Origin of the sequence: Micromonospora sp. NPDC050980, assembly GCF_040653835.1 — a bacterium.
In the GTDB taxonomy this organism is placed as follows: Bacteria; Actinomycetota; Actinomycetes; order Mycobacteriales; family Micromonosporaceae; genus Micromonospora.
In genome coordinates, this window is the sequence record NZ_JBFAGS010000025.1 from 1 (window position 1) to 12,635 (window position 12,635).

Here is a 12,635-nt window from a genome sequence, read left to right on the forward strand (position 1 = left end):
CCGACGGCTCAGCGGCCGGCTGTCCCACGGTGGTCTCGGTCGTCATCTGGCGTCTCTCCCTTGATCGGTCGATCAGCCGTTATTTGTACAGTCCCGACCTACGGACTCAACGGCCGATCAGACCGCACCAAGACCAAGTGCGAGATCCTGTGCCGTACCCACATCATCCCGGCGTTGGGCGCTCGGAAGCTGCGCGAGCTTCGCGCCCAGGACGTCGATCGCTGGCTAGCCGACAAAGCGACCACCCTCAGCACCCGCACCCTCGGCGACCTCTTCGGGTGCCTCAACCGCTCGGTGAATCGAGCCATGGCCCGGGATAAGGTGAAGCGCAACGTCGTCGCGCTGTGCACCGTCCCGCGTGGCCAGGAGGGACGCCCCTCCAAGTCCCTGACCCTCGTTCAGGCGAAGGCGGTCCTGAATGCGGCCGAAACTTCGCCGATCTACGCCTACGTGGTGCTGTCGCTTCTCATCGGAGCGCGCACCGAGGAGCTACGCGCCCTGCGTTGGGACCACGTCGACCTTGATGGACGGCCTAGGCTCGACCCTCCTCTACCGCCCTCAATCCAGGTGTGGCACTCCGTCCGGGCCGGCGGTGACACCAAGACCAAGAAGTCGCGACGGACGCTCGCACTTCCTCAGCGCTGCGTGACGGCGCTGCGACTGCACCGGGAGCAGCAGAACCGGCACCGGGCCAAGGCCGGCAAGGACTGGCAAGCCCTCGGCCTGGTCTTCACGACCACTCTCGGTACCGCCCTCGACGCGGCCAATGTCCGCCGGGCCTTCCGCCGAGTCGTCACCCTTGCCGGCCTCGATCCGGCTGCCTGGACACCCCGCGAGCTACGGCACAGCTTCGTCTCGTTGCTCTCCGAAAGCGGGGTCAGCCTCGAAGACATCGCGGACCTGTGCGGCCACGCGGGAACGACGGTCACGGAGAAGGTCTACCGGCACCAGCTCCGGCCGGTGCTTCTCGGTGGCGCACAGGCCATGGATGCGATCTTCGGGCCTGCGGACTCGTAGTCACTCAGTTAGTAACTCAGGAATGGAGAAAGGCCCTGATCATCGATGTGATCGGGGCCTTTACCTGCGTGGGCGATACTGGGATCGAACCAGTGACCTCTTCGGTGTGAACGAAGCGCTCTCCCGCTGAGCTAATCGCCCTCAGCGCCCATGACTGTACCCGATCGAGAGGCCGGACCAAAAACCGGGCCTCAGTGCGTGGCGAGGTAGTGCAGCGCCCGCGCCACCACGTCGATGCCGAAGCTGTACTTGAGCGACAGCCACACCACCACGCAGACGAAGACCAGCCCGACCAGGCCGAGCACGAAGCGCACCGGCAGCGACCGGCTGGTCACCCAGCGGGTCCAGGCGTTGACGTGGCGGCGGGTGAAGGCGAGCAGCCGGCGGGCCCAGTGGAACTCGACCGCCCAGACGCCGAGGCCGGCGATGACGAGCAGCCAGCCGGGGCCGGGCAGCGGGATGAGCGCGACGCCGACGGTGACCACGAGGGCGCCGAGGATGCCGATGAAGATCTTCAGGGCGACGCGACCGGTGGGGTTGGCGCGGATGAGTTCGAGCGTGGTGTGCAGGCGGGTCCGCCAGCCTCGCTGTCGGCGCGGGGCGAGGGTGCCGCGCGAACGGCCGTCCACCGGCACCTCGTACCCCCGATCTCTGGCCGTTCGGGCCGCATCCTCGGACGGATCGGCCGCGGCGCTGGTCGCCACCGAGGTACTCCTCGTGACCATTTCCGCCCCCAGTGTCGCCCGCGACCGTCACCCCTGCTGACGACTGGACGTTACCGGAGTAAGTCGACGACTGAACCACCCGTTGCCGGGCGGAACGACGGAGTGGGCGGAACCGGAAATTCTACGCGGGGTCGGGTGATCCCGGGGGCTTTCCGACCCCCTTCCCACCACTGGGTGAAGTCAGCGTATGGCGGAGCGTAGCCAGGAGCAGCACCTGAGTATGGGAAAAGCGGGACACGCGCGTTCCGCAGCGGTGCCGGGGGGAGAACGTCCATGAGTGTCATCCGACCGACGACCGTAGAGGTCGAGACGTCGCTAAGGCTCGTCGCGCCTGACGCCACCGCCTTGCCGGTGCGTGCCAGCCTGCGTTACGACCCTGCTGACCCGTATGCGGTCCATGTCCTGTTCCATGCCGAGTCCGCCGGCGGCGAGGCGGTGAGCTGGTCGTTCGCCCGCGAACTGCTGGTCACCGGGCTCGACGAGCCGGCCGGCATCGGCGACGTCCGGGTCTGGCCGTGGGCCACCCCGCGCGGCGACTTCGTCGCGCTGGCGCTGTCGTCACCGGACGGCAACGCCCTGTTCGAGGTCCCGCGCAGCGTGCTGGTGCGTTTCCTGCGCCGGACCTACGTCGTCGTCCCGCGTGGCCGCGAGGCCGAGCACCTGGACGTCGACACCGCGGTGAACCGGCTGCTCGCCGGTCGCTGAGCACGACCACAACCGGGGCCGCGCGGATCTGCCGAGTCCGCGCGGCCCCGGCCGTGCACCCCGGGGGTACGCGGGTCAGCCGCGCGTGGTGATCCCGCCGTCGACCGGGATGACCGCCCCGGTGAGGTACGCGCCGGCGCGTGAGGCGAGGTAGATGGCGGTGCCCGCCATGTCCTCGGGGCGGCCGATGCGGCCCAGCGGCACCTGCTGCTCGATGGCCGCGCGGGACTCCGGGTCGTCCAGCGCGAACGCCATCATCTTGCTCTCGAACGGCCCGGGCGCGATCGCGTTGACGGTGATCGCCTCGCCGGCGAGCTGGTGGGCGAGGCCGCGGGTGAGCATGTGCACGGCCGCCTTGGTGGCGGAGTAGGCGTACACCTCCATCCACGGCACCCGCAGCCCGTCGATCGACCCGATGTTGATCACCCGGGCCGGATCGTCGGGGTCGGCGGCGGCGCGCAGCGCGGGCAGCAGCGCGGTGGTGAGCCGGAAGACGGCCTTGACGTTCACCGCCCAGAGCTTGTCGAACGCGCCCTCCGGGTATTCCTCCAGCGGCGCGCCCCAGGTGGCACCCGCGTTGTTGACCAGCACGTGTAGCCGGTCGTGGCGCTGCCGGACGGCCTCGGCCAGCGCGAGCGCGCCTTCGTCGCTGCTCAGGTCCGCCGGGATCGCCTCGCAGTGCCCCTCGGCGGAGAGTTCCTCGGCGACCGACTCGCACACGTCGGCCTTGCGCGAGGAGATGATCACCCGGGCGCCGGCCCGGACGAAGCCACGCGCGATCATCAGCCCGATGCCCCGGGAGCCGCCGGTGACCAGCACCGTCTTGCCGTCGACCGAGAACAGATCCGTCATGCCCATCCCATCGCCGTTTTCCGCCGGTCACGGCCGTCGACCGGCCCGCGCCTTACCGACCGGTAACGTATCCGCCGGTGGTACGCGCCGACAAGACGACCGAGCGGGGCGAAACCGTCGAGATGCAACGTGCCGTCCGGCCGGTTACCGTCTCCGATGATGGTCACTACCGGTCAGCCAGCGCCGGCCACCCGCACCGGCCTGTCGGAAGCCCGCCTCGACACCGACGAGATCGTCACCGGCCCGCTCGACGACCTCACCCCCGCGACCGGACGCGCCCGGCCGGTCCTGCTCGACCGTGACCTGCTGATCCTGGTCACCCACGGGCACGGCACCGCCGAACTCGACTTCCGGGCCGTGCCCTGCCGTCCCGGCACGCTGCTGCGCGCCCGCCCGGGCCAGGCGCTGCGTTGCCTCGGCACCCAGCTCGACGCCACGGTGGTGAGCTGGGGGTCGGACGCGCTGCGCGGCCTCGACGTCGACCCGGACGCGGTGCCCGCCCACCGGCAGCTCGCCGGCGAGGACGAGGACGCGGTGATCAGCGAGGTGACCCAGCTCGCCGTGGACGCCGACCGGCACGCGCTGGTGCCCGCCGCCACGGCGCTGCTGCGCCATCAACTCGCCGTGCTGCTGCTGCGGTTGAGCCTGTTGCCGCACGCCGGGGAGGCGTCGACGCCGCGCGCCGAGGCGGAGACGTTCCGGCGGTTGTGCCGGGAGGTGGAGCGCGGCTACCGGCAGACCCGGCGGGTGGAGGACTACGCCGCCCAGCTCGGTTGCTCGGTGCGTACCCTCACCCGGGCCTGCCTGGCGGTGACCGGTCGCAGCGCCAAGCAGGTCATCGACGAGCGGGTGGCGTTGCAGGCATGCCGGCTGCTGGCCGCCACCGATGACCCGATCGCCCGGATCGGCCGGCGGCTCGGTTTTCCCGAGCCGACCAACTTCGGCCGTTTCTTCACCCGGGAGGTGGGGGTCAGTCCGGGTGCGTTCCGGGCGGCCCGGGAGCAGCCGCTGCCGGTGCGTCCGGGTCGTCCGCGCCCGCCCGCCGACGCCCCGGCGCCGGCCGGCCGGGCATGATGGCACTGTGCAGATCTCCGCGCGCGGCGACTACGCGGTCCGGGCCGCCCTGAGCCTGGCCACCGCGTACCCCACCCTGCTGTCCACCCAGGCCATCGCGGCGGAGCAGGACATGCCCCGCAAGTTCCTCGAAGCGGTCCTGGCCGATCTGCGCCGGTCCGGGATCGTCCGGGCGCAGCGGGGCGCCGAAGGTGGGTACACGCTGTCCCGGCCGCCACGGGACGTCACCGTCGGCCAGGTGCTGCGCGCCGTCGACGGTCCGCTCGCCGGGGTACGCGGGCTGCGTCCCGAGGAGACCCGCTACGAGGGCGCGGCGGAGAACCTGCCCCGGCTCTGGGTGGCGGTGCGCGCCTCGCTGCGGCGGGTGGTCGACGAGGTGAGCCTGGACGAGTTGGTCAGCGGCCGGTTGCCGGCCCACGTGCGCAAGCTGACCACCCAGCCGGATGCGTGGGAGCCGCGCTGACCCGACCGGTCACCACGGCTCGGGCCGGTCCTCGATGGTGGTGGCGTAGCGGGCCCGGTGGTGCAGCAGCGGGTCGCCGTCCTCGCCGGCGCCGAGCGCCAGCGGCTCGCCGAGCACGATGGTGTGGTCGCCGGCTTCGATCCGGCGGACCACCCGGCACAGCAGCACCGCCAGCGCGTCGCCGATCAGCGGCACGCCGAACGGCCCGGTGGTCCAGCCGGGGTGCGCGGTGAACCGGTCGATGCCGCTGGTGGCGAAGATCTGCGCGATCTCCTGCTGGTCGAAGGCGAGCAGGTGCACGGCCACGTGCTCGGCGTGCGCGACGGTCGGCCAGCTCGACGACGCGCGGCCGAGGCAGACCGACACCAGCGGCGGGTCGAGCGAGACCGAGGTGAACGAGGTGGCGGTGAAGCCGGCCGGCGGCAACGTCGGCCGGCGCCGTCCGCCGTGCAGGCCGGGTGCGGTGACCACGGTGACCCCGGACGCCTGGCGACGCAGCAGCCCGCGCAAGGAGTCGACGTCGACCGGGCGCAGTTCGACGGCGCCGGCGGCCGGGCGGTCCACGGTGGTCATGACGCCACCCGCTCTCGGGCAGCGTGGACGCCGGCCGGCCGGGGCGGGCCGTGGTGCTCGCGCAGCGTGAGCCTGGCGGGTCCGGACCGGAGCGGCCCGGGTCTGCGCGGCGGGGGTACGACGTGGTCCACGAGAGCCTCCAGTCCGTCGGGTAGCAGCGGTGGGCGTGGCAGGCCGGTCAGGTCGAGCCCGGTCGGGCCGGGGAGCTGCGCGAGGGCGCGGGCACGATCGATGCCTCCCGTGCGTCGGCGGGGCACGGCTTCCTCTTCCCTACCCCGGACCGCCGGCGCGACACCGGGCGGCACCGTGGCGATCGGCTCAGCGAAGCGCACCCGCGCGCCGGGCCGGGTTGACGTGCACGCGAGCGTGGTGCGGAGAAGCTCCTCCACCAGGCGAGACGTCGTCGCTGGCTCTGCTGCGACCCACCTCCAAAACAGCATCTACCACCCCCCAAGACCTACCAGATGAATAGAGATTGTGCCGACCGCTGCACCCGCCGTCCAGACCGGACGCGATCGGGTTTCGCGAATCGTCGGTCCGGGCATGTTCGATCCCGCAGAGGCAGGGAGACGAAGGAGGCACCCCCGATGGGCGTCCAGTTCCGCAAGCGCAAGAAGTACGGCCCGCTGATCCTCCACTTCACCCAGAACGGGTTCTCCTCGTGGAGCATCAAGATCGGCCGCTGGTCCTGGAACTCGAACACCCGCGCCCACCGCGTGGACCTTCCGGGGCCGCTGTCCTGGAAGCAGGACAAGGCCTGAGTCCCGGGCGAGGAACGGGGTGCCGGCGATGCGCCGGCGCCCCGTTCGTCGTTTCGACATTCGCCGTTCCGCCGACGACGCCGCCCGCCCGGCGGAGAATCGCGACATGGCGGACCCGACCCTGCGGCGGGCGCGGCGCCGGGCCGCGGCGGCCTGCGCGCTGCTGCTGGCCGGCTACTTCCTGGTGCCGGTCGAGGCGGACCCGAACGGCCTGCGACTGGCCCTGCGGTCGGCCGGCACGCTGCTGCTGGTGGCCGTGGTCGCGTTCCTGGTCACCGGTCAGGTCCGCCGTCAGATCGGCCGCGACCAGCCGACCGGCCGGGACGAGGACCGGGCGCTGACCCGGCTCGCGGTGGCGCTGGTCGCCGGGCTGCTGGTCTTCGCGCTGGCCGACTACGTGGTGGCGAACACCCGGCCCGGTGAGTTCGCCGGGCTGCGCACCCGCGTCGACGCGCTCTACTTCGCGCTGGCCACGCTCACCACGATCGGCTACGGCGACGTGCACGCCCAGGGGCAGATCGCCCGGGTGGCGGTCTGCGCCCAGATGGTGTTCAGCATCGGCGTGGTGGCCACCGGCGCGTCGGTGGTGTTCAGGCAGATGACCCCGCGCTCGGCGCGGCGCTGATCACCACGTCCCCGCCGAGGCGGCCGGGCTCCGGGTCGCGGGTCACCGCGCCGCCGTCGAGCAGCGAGGCGAGCGCGCGGTTGGCGTCGGCGGCCCGGTAGACGGTGGCGGTGGCGGCGAACCGGCGCAGCTCGGTGACCGTGCGCGGGCCGGAGCGGGCCAGCTCGGCCAGCAGTTCGCGGCGCAGCGGCCCGGGTTCCGGGTCCAGGCTGATGTCGAGCAGCTTCCCCGCCGGGTCGGCCGGGTCGCGGTAGCGCACCCCGGCATACTCGTCGACCGCCCAGAGCGCCTCCTTCAGCGCCTCCAGGCCCCGGTCGGAGCCGGTGCCGTAGCCGAGCAGCCGGGCCGGTCCGTCCTCGGGCACCAGCTCGACCTCGGTGACCAGCGGGAAGCCGGCGGCGGTCAGCGCCGGGCGCAGCGACCGCCCGGCGTCGGTGGCCAGCAGCAGCTCGGCCGGGCGACCGGACGCGACGGCGGCCAGCAGCGCCGGGTCGGGCTCGCCGCCGTCGACCACGGCGAGCAGCGGCGCGCCGGCCGCGCCGGCGGCCTTGAGCGCCACCGGCAGCCGGTCGGGCCGCCCGGGCACCACGTGCACGGCGACGTCGGCCGGCAGGGTGACCTCGGCGGCGCCGATCCGGGTCGGCAGCTCGGTGTCGCCGTCGGCCAGCACCAGCACGGTCAACCGCCGCCCGCGCAGCCGGTCGGCGAACTCGCCCACCACGCCCAGCGCGGCCTCCGCACCGGCGACGGCATCCCCGGCGTACGCGAGCGCGAGCGTGGCCCGCCGCGCGCGGTGCAGGGCCGCGGGCAGCCAGTGGTCGAGCTGGCGGACGAGCAGCTCGCGCAGGACGTCGTCGGTCGGCATGGTGCCGTTTCTACCGCACCGCGCGAGCCTCGTGCCGGCGAACCCCGCTCAGGCGGGTACGGAGACGCCCACGCCGCCGCGGGTCTGGCCGCCGTAGCGTTGCCGTTCCCGGTCGAGGTCGAGCCGGCCGATCCGCTTGCGGGCGGCGAGCGCGGCGTCGTCCAGCAGGTTCGCCGGGACGATCCAGACGATCTCGAACTCCAGCCCGTCGGGGTCGCGGCCGTAGAGGCTCTTGGTGGTGCCGTGGTCGGACGCGCCGACCAGGGCGTCGGCGGCGGCCAGCCGCTCGGCGGTGGCGGCCAGCTCGTCGAGCGTGTCCAGCTCCCAGGCGAGGTGGTAGAGGCCGACGGCGCCGCGCCCGGCCTCGGACGCCCGGGCCGCCGCGCCGACGGAGAACAGCCCGAGGTCGTGGTCGTTTGTGGAGTCGGGCGCCTGGAGGAAGGCGGCGCCGCGAAACCGTCGGGCGTCATCGGAACCCGGCGGAAGCCCAGCACGTCGCGGTAGAAGGCGACGCTGCGCTCCAGGTCACTGACGTAGAGGACGGCGTGGTTGAGCCGGTGGATTCCCATGACACCGACGGTAGCGCGGTTTTGTTGAGTGTTCAACTATAGACGCTATGATGGGCGACATGACCAGGTGGCTGAACCCCGACGAGCAGCGGACCTGGCGGGCCTTCCTCGCCGCCTCCCGCGCGCTGATGGAGACGCTCGACCGCGAGCTGCAACGCGACGCCGGCCTGCCGCACGCCTACTACGAGATCCTGGTCCGGCTCTCCGAGGCGCCCGACCGGCGGCTGCGGATGAGCGATCTGGCCGAGGTCACCGGCTCGTCGCGCAGCCGGCTCTCGCACGCCGCCGCCCGGCTGGAGGCCGCCGGCTGGGTCCGCCGGGAGGACTGCCCCACCGACCGGCGTGGCCAGCTCGCCGTGCTCACCGACGACGGCTTCGCCACCCTCGCCGCCGCCGCGCCCGGCCACGTCGACGGGGTACGCCGGCACCTGTTCGACGCGCTCAGCCCGGCCCAGGTCGACCAGCTCCGCCGGATCAGCGAAACGCTCGCCCAGCACCTGACCGGATCGGAACCAAACTGATCCACTCCGGGGGTTGTACATACCGTCGCCGGATGAGCACGATGGGGCGTGTCCTCCGGCTTCGCTGACCTGACCGTCCAGGCGCACCAACTGGTGTCCGAAGGCGACCTCACCGGCGCGCAACGACTGCTCGCCGACGCGCTCAGCGACGCCGACCCCCGCCCCGGCAACGCCTCCCCCGAGCTGACCGAGGCGGCCGGCCTGCAGGCTCGGCTGCTCGTCGCGCTCGGCGAGCCGCACTCCGCCCGGGGCTGGGCCGCGTTCGCGTACGCGGCGGCCACCCGGTTGTTCGGGCGCTCCGACGAGCGCACCGTCACCGCCGCCGCGACGCTCGCCGCGGTGCTGCACCGGGTCGGCAGCGACGCCCGCGCCGCCCGCCTCTACTCCGACGTCATCATCGAGCTGACCGCCCGTGACGGGCCGGAGTCGCAGCGGGTGCTCGCCGCGCACGCCGACCTGGCCACTGTGGAATACGCCCGCGGCCAGTGCGAGGTGGCCCGCGACCGGCTCACCGACGCCTGGGAGCTGCACCGCGAGGTCTACGGCGACGGCCATCCCAGCGGCATCAAGATGCTGGCCAAGCTCGGCGCGATGGAACGCGACTGCGGCCGGTACGCCGACGCGCACGAGCACCTGGCGCTCGCCGAGGACCTGTGCCGTGCGCACCTGGCCGTGGACGACCCGCTCGCCGTCCAGGTGGCCGGCCTGGCCCGGGCCGCCGCCGACCCGGATCACGTCTGCGCCGCGCCCGAGCCGCCCGCACCCCGGACGCCGGTGGTGCCCGCCGCCCGGGTCCCGGAGTCCGCCGAAGGTCCTCCCGACCTGCCGCCCTACCTCCCGCCCGCGCTCGACGACCCGGTCGAGACGCCGCTCTACCATCCGCCCGGCCGGACGGCCGACCCCACCCACGTGCCCACGCCGCGCACCCCGCCGGAGGCCGACGGCGACGCGTTCGACGACTACCCGTGGCCACCGGACGAGCCGGGCGAGCAACCGTGGCGACCGGACGGGCCGGCGGAGCAGCCCTGGCGGCCCGGCGGGCGTGCGGAGCAGCCCTGGAGGCACGACGAGCCGGCCGGCCCGCCCTGGCAGCCGGACGACCCGGCGGAGCAGTCCTGGCAGCCGGACGACCCGGCGGAGCAGTCCTGGCAGCCCGCTGCGGGTGCGCTGCCGCCGACCGTGGCCGGGCTCACCGACGACGAGCCGGCCGGCGTACGCCGGGTCACGCCGCCGGTGGAGGCGCCGTCGCGTTACCTGCCGGTGCACGTGCCCCGGCCGCCCGCCGCCCCCCGGCGGGAGCGGCCCTGGCTGCCGCTGGCGGTGCTCGGCGTGGTGGTGGCGCTGCTGCTCGGCACCATCGCCGTCATCGCCGGCGTGTCCCGGGTGGACGACGGCCGGGACACCCCGGCCGCGCCGTCGGGCGCCGCGTCCGGCAAACCGCCGCCCGCCTCCGCCCGCCCCACCCCGAGCGGGCCGCCGGCCGCCTCCCCGGGCACCCCGCCGGGCCGGTTCACGCTCACCGACCGGCGCGACAGCATCGTGCTGAGCTGGACCTACCCGCCCGGCGCGGAGGGCCCGGTGGTGGTCGCCGGTGGCCGGGCCGGCCAGCCGCAACGCACGTTCGAGACGCTGCCCGCCGGCTCGGCCGACTACATCGCCTACGGGCTCGACCGCACCACCGACTACTGCTTCACCGTGGCGCTGGTCTGGTCCACCGACACGGTCGCCCGCACCGGCCCGACCTGCACGAAACGGCGGCGCTGAGCGGTCACTCCGGCTCCGGCTCGACGAGCGCGGGCAGTCGTACCGTCACCCGCAGCCCCGGCGCGGGGGCGCCCGGCGTCGCGTCGGCCAGCTCCACCGTCCCGCCGGCCCGCCGCACCAGCTCCCGCACGATGGCCAGGCCGAGGCCCGCGCCGCCGGCGTCGCGGGCCCGCGCGTCGTCCAGCCGGGTGAACCGGGCGAACACCCGCTCCCGGTCCGCCACCGGGATGCCCGGCCCGTCGTCGGTCACCGTCACCAGGTGGTACGCCCCCTGGGGGCCGGTGACCGACAGCCGCACCTCGGCGTGCGCGTGTCGCAGCGCGTTCTCCACCAGGTTCACCAGCACCCGGCGCAACTCCCCCGGATCCCCCTCGGTCCACCAGGCCCCGGCCGGCGCCACCAGCCGCACCGGCGGGGACGGACAGCGGTCGGCCACCGCGCGCAGCAGCTCGCCCAACTCCACCGGACCCACCGCCGCCGGCCGGGCCGGACGCCCGTCGTCGGCCGGTCGGCGCTCCGCCGGCGCCTGCTCGTCCAGGCGGGCCAGCAGCAGCAGGTCGTCGACCAGCCGGCTCAGCCGTTCGGTGTCGGCGAGCAGGTCGTCGGCCACCGCCGGCCAGTCGGTGTCGGCACCGAGCCGCCGGGCCACCTCCAGCTCGGTGCGCATGTTGGTCAGCGGGCTGCGCAGCTCGTGCGCGGCGTCGGCGACGAACGCCCGCTGCCGGTCCCGGGACGCGGCCAGCCGGTCCAGCATGTCGTTGAGCGTCACCGCCAGCCGGTGGATCTCGTCCTGCCCGGCCGGCACCGGCAGCCGCTCCGCCCCGGCCCGGCCGGTGATCTCGGCGGCGCCGCTGCGCAGCTCCTCCACCGGGCGCAGGGTCGCGCCCACCACCCGCCAGGCCACCACCGCCAACCCGGCCACCAGCAGCGGAAAGCCGACCAGCAGCAGGTTGCGCACCACGTGCAGGCTGTGCCGCACGTCCGACAGCGACTTCGCCACCAGCACCGTGCGCGGCTCCTGCGGCGTGCCCGCCGGCACCGTCACCACCCGCACCGGCCCGGACAGCCCGACCCGCCGACCGTCCACCACCAGCCGCTGCGCCTGACCGGGGCGCAGCTCGCCCGGGCCGAGCATCGGCACCAGCCGGTCCGCGTCGATGGACGCGGCCCGGATCCGCCCCTGCGCGTCCACCACCTGCACCCGCAGTTGCCCGCCGGCCACCGGCAGCGGATCCGGCAACGCGTCCTCGGCGGCGAGCAGGGCGACCGCGTCCGCGGTGCGCAGCGCCTCCGCGTCGACCGACCGTTGCAGCGTCCAGCCGAGCGCGCCGAGCAGCAGCGCGCCGCCGAGCGCGAACCCGAGCACCAGCCCCAGCACACCCAGCGCGAGCAGCCGGGCCCGCAGGCCGAGACGAGGGCGATTCACGTCACCAGCCGGTAGCCGGCGCCGCGGACCGTCTCCAACCGCTCCCGGCCGATCTTGCGACGCAGGTAGCCGACGTAGACCTCCACCGCGTTCGGGGCGGTGTCCACCGCGGCGTCCCAGACGTGGTCCAGCAGCTCCGTCTTCGACACCACCTCACCGGGCCGGCGCATCAGGTAGGCCAGCAGCGCGTACTCGCGGGTGGTCAGCACCACCTCGGCGTCGGCCCGGGTCACCCGCCGCCGGGCCGGGTCCAGGCGCAGGTCCCCGACCGTCAGCACGGCTGGCCGCCGGGGCGCGCCCCGGCGCAGCAACGCCCGCAGCCGGGCCAGCAGCACCACGTACGAGAAGGGCTTGGTGAGGTAGTCGTCGGCGCCGCAGTCGAGGCCGTCGGCCTGGTCGTACTCGCCGTCCTTGGCGGAGAGCATCAGCACCGGCAGCCAGCGCTGCTCGGCGCGCAACCGGCGCACCACCTCGTAGCCGGAGAGGCCGGGCAGCATCACGTCGAGGATCATCGCGTCGTAGTCGCCGTGCCGCGCGGCGTCCAGCCCGGCCGGGCCGGTGGCCGCCACGTCGACCACGAACCCCTCCGCCGACAGGCCCCGGCGCAGCGCCCCGGCCAGCCGCGTCTCGTCCTCCACCACCAGCAACCGCACCGGTCCAGGGTGCCACCACCGGGTCACCCGTAGGGGAACTCC

At 74.2% G+C, this 12,635-nt stretch carries 14 protein-coding genes, 1 tRNA gene and 1 pseudogene; 8 read left to right on the forward strand and 8 right to left on the reverse strand.

Annotated features, from left to right (window positions below; translation table 11 throughout):
- The first annotated feature begins 63 nt into the window (after positions 1-63).
- Positions 64-1,017, forward strand: coding sequence for a site-specific integrase (locus AB0H28_RS26115; protein ID WP_358045504.1), 954 nt, complete (start codon positions 64-66; stop codon positions 1,015-1,017).
- A gap of 69 nt (positions 1,018-1,086) precedes the next feature.
- On the opposite strand, the gene AB0H28_RS26120 is transcribed toward AB0H28_RS26115, so the two are convergent.
- Together AB0H28_RS26120 and AB0H28_RS26125 are read right to left on the reverse strand one after the other, a co-directional pair.
- Positions 1,087-1,158: transfer RNA gene (locus AB0H28_RS26120), tRNA-Val, on the reverse strand.
- Positions 1,159-1,208: 50 nt separating this feature from the next.
- The gene (locus AB0H28_RS26125) at positions 1,209-1,742 is read right to left on the reverse strand and encodes a TIGR02611 family protein (protein WP_358045367.1); all 534 of its coding nucleotides are present in this window, start codon (positions 1,740-1,742) and stop codon (positions 1,209-1,211) included.
- Positions 1,743-2,015: 273 nt separating this feature from the next.
- Here AB0H28_RS26125 and AB0H28_RS26130 point away from each other — a divergent pair, with 273 nt between their 5' ends.
- Complete coding sequence (locus AB0H28_RS26130) at positions 2,016-2,447, forward strand: SsgA family sporulation/cell division regulator (protein ID WP_007457244.1); 432 nt, start codon at positions 2,016-2,018, stop codon at positions 2,445-2,447.
- 75 nt (positions 2,448-2,522) lie between these two features.
- On the opposite strand, the gene AB0H28_RS26135 is transcribed toward AB0H28_RS26130, so the two are convergent.
- Positions 2,523-3,299, reverse strand: coding sequence for a glucose 1-dehydrogenase (locus AB0H28_RS26135; protein ID WP_358045370.1), 777 nt, complete (start codon positions 3,297-3,299; stop codon positions 2,523-2,525).
- Between the two features lie 156 nt (positions 3,300-3,455).
- Between AB0H28_RS26135 and AB0H28_RS26140 the strand changes: the two genes are divergently transcribed.
- Both AB0H28_RS26140 and AB0H28_RS26145 read left to right on the forward strand, forming a co-directional pair.
- The gene (locus tag AB0H28_RS26140; RefSeq protein WP_358045373.1) at positions 3,456-4,373 is read left to right on the forward strand and encodes an AraC family transcriptional regulator; all 918 of its coding nucleotides are present in this window, start codon (positions 3,456-3,458) and stop codon (positions 4,371-4,373) included.
- A gap of 7 nt (positions 4,374-4,380) precedes the next feature.
- The gene (locus AB0H28_RS26145; RefSeq protein WP_358045376.1) at positions 4,381-4,836 is read left to right on the forward strand and encodes an Rrf2 family transcriptional regulator; all 456 of its coding nucleotides are present in this window, start codon (positions 4,381-4,383) and stop codon (positions 4,834-4,836) included.
- Between the two features lie 9 nt (positions 4,837-4,845).
- Here AB0H28_RS26145 and AB0H28_RS26150 read toward each other — a convergent pair whose 3' ends face one another.
- On the reverse strand, positions 4,846-5,409 hold the full coding sequence (locus AB0H28_RS26150) for a flavin reductase family protein (RefSeq protein ID WP_358045379.1): 564 nt from the start codon (positions 5,407-5,409) through the stop codon (positions 4,846-4,848).
- A 587-nt stretch (positions 5,410-5,996) separates the two neighbouring features.
- Between AB0H28_RS26150 and AB0H28_RS26155 the strand changes: the two genes are divergently transcribed.
- Entirely contained in the window at positions 5,997-6,170 is a 174-nt protein-coding gene (locus tag AB0H28_RS26155; RefSeq protein WP_064498970.1) for a DUF4236 domain-containing protein, read from the forward strand.
- Positions 6,171-6,276: 106 nt separating this feature from the next.
- Positions 6,277-6,795, forward strand: coding sequence for a potassium channel family protein (locus AB0H28_RS26160; protein ID WP_358045382.1), 519 nt, complete (start codon positions 6,277-6,279; stop codon positions 6,793-6,795).
- Here the strand turns inward: AB0H28_RS26160 and AB0H28_RS26165 are convergent.
- Both AB0H28_RS26165 and AB0H28_RS26170 read right to left on the reverse strand, forming a co-directional pair.
- Positions 6,761-7,660 carry a hypothetical protein gene (locus AB0H28_RS26165; RefSeq protein WP_358045384.1) on the reverse strand — a complete coding sequence of 300 codons (900 nt, stop codon included), beginning with the start codon at positions 7,658-7,660 and terminating at the stop codon, positions 6,761-6,763. The genes AB0H28_RS26160 and AB0H28_RS26165 overlap by 35 nt on opposite strands.
- Positions 7,661-7,708: 48 nt before the next feature.
- Positions 7,709-8,229, reverse strand: a pseudogene (locus tag AB0H28_RS26170) (VOC family protein).
- 50 nt (positions 8,230-8,279) lie between these two features.
- Here AB0H28_RS26170 and AB0H28_RS26175 point away from each other — a divergent pair.
- Together AB0H28_RS26175 and AB0H28_RS26180 are read left to right on the forward strand one after the other, a co-directional pair.
- Positions 8,280-8,750: a MarR family transcriptional regulator gene (locus tag AB0H28_RS26175; RefSeq protein WP_358045386.1), complete on the forward strand. Its 471-nt coding sequence runs from the start codon at positions 8,280-8,282 to the stop codon at positions 8,748-8,750.
- 48 nt (positions 8,751-8,798) lie between these two features.
- Positions 8,799-10,514: a tetratricopeptide repeat protein gene (locus tag AB0H28_RS26180; protein WP_358045389.1), complete on the forward strand. Its 1,716-nt coding sequence runs from the start codon at positions 8,799-8,801 to the stop codon at positions 10,512-10,514.
- Between the two features lie 4 nt (positions 10,515-10,518).
- On the opposite strand, the gene AB0H28_RS26185 is transcribed toward AB0H28_RS26180, so the two are convergent.
- On the reverse strand, positions 10,519-11,940 hold the full coding sequence (locus tag AB0H28_RS26185; RefSeq protein WP_358045392.1) for a HAMP domain-containing sensor histidine kinase: 1,422 nt from the start codon (positions 11,938-11,940) through the stop codon (positions 10,519-10,521).
- Positions 11,937-12,593, reverse strand: a complete 657-nt coding sequence (locus AB0H28_RS26190; RefSeq protein WP_358045395.1) for a response regulator transcription factor — start codon at positions 12,591-12,593, stop codon at positions 11,937-11,939. The genes AB0H28_RS26185 and AB0H28_RS26190 overlap by 4 nt, the downstream gene beginning before the upstream one ends.
- Between the last annotated feature and the right edge of the window lie 42 nt (positions 12,594-12,635).

What these genes read in the sequence shown, in the direction of transcription:
- AB0H28_RS26175 (WP_358045386.1), top strand. Translation starts at nt 8,280, where the DNA reads ATGGGCGACATGACCAGGTGGCTGAACCCCGACGAGCAGCGGACCTGG.
- AB0H28_RS26165 (WP_358045384.1), bottom strand. Translation starts at nt 7,660, where the DNA reads ATGCCGACCGACGACGTCCTGCGCGAGCTGCTCGTCCGCCAGCTCGAC.
- AB0H28_RS26135 (WP_358045370.1), bottom strand. Translation starts at nt 3,299, where the DNA reads ATGACGGATCTGTTCTCGGTCGACGGCAAGACGGTGCTGGTCACCGGC.
- AB0H28_RS26155 (WP_064498970.1), top strand. Translation starts at nt 5,997, where the DNA reads ATGGGCGTCCAGTTCCGCAAGCGCAAGAAGTACGGCCCGCTGATCCTC.
- AB0H28_RS26150 (WP_358045379.1), bottom strand. Translation starts at nt 5,409, where the DNA reads ATGACCACCGTGGACCGCCCGGCCGCCGGCGCCGTCGAACTGCGCCCG.
- AB0H28_RS26140 (WP_358045373.1), top strand. Translation starts at nt 3,456, where the DNA reads ATGATGGTCACTACCGGTCAGCCAGCGCCGGCCACCCGCACCGGCCTG.
- AB0H28_RS26160 (WP_358045382.1), top strand. Translation starts at nt 6,277, where the DNA reads ATGGCGGACCCGACCCTGCGGCGGGCGCGGCGCCGGGCCGCGGCGGCC.
- AB0H28_RS26130 (WP_007457244.1), top strand. Translation starts at nt 2,016, where the DNA reads ATGAGTGTCATCCGACCGACGACCGTAGAGGTCGAGACGTCGCTAAGG.
- AB0H28_RS26125 (WP_358045367.1), bottom strand. Translation starts at nt 1,742, where the DNA reads ATGGTCACGAGGAGTACCTCGGTGGCGACCAGCGCCGCGGCCGATCCG.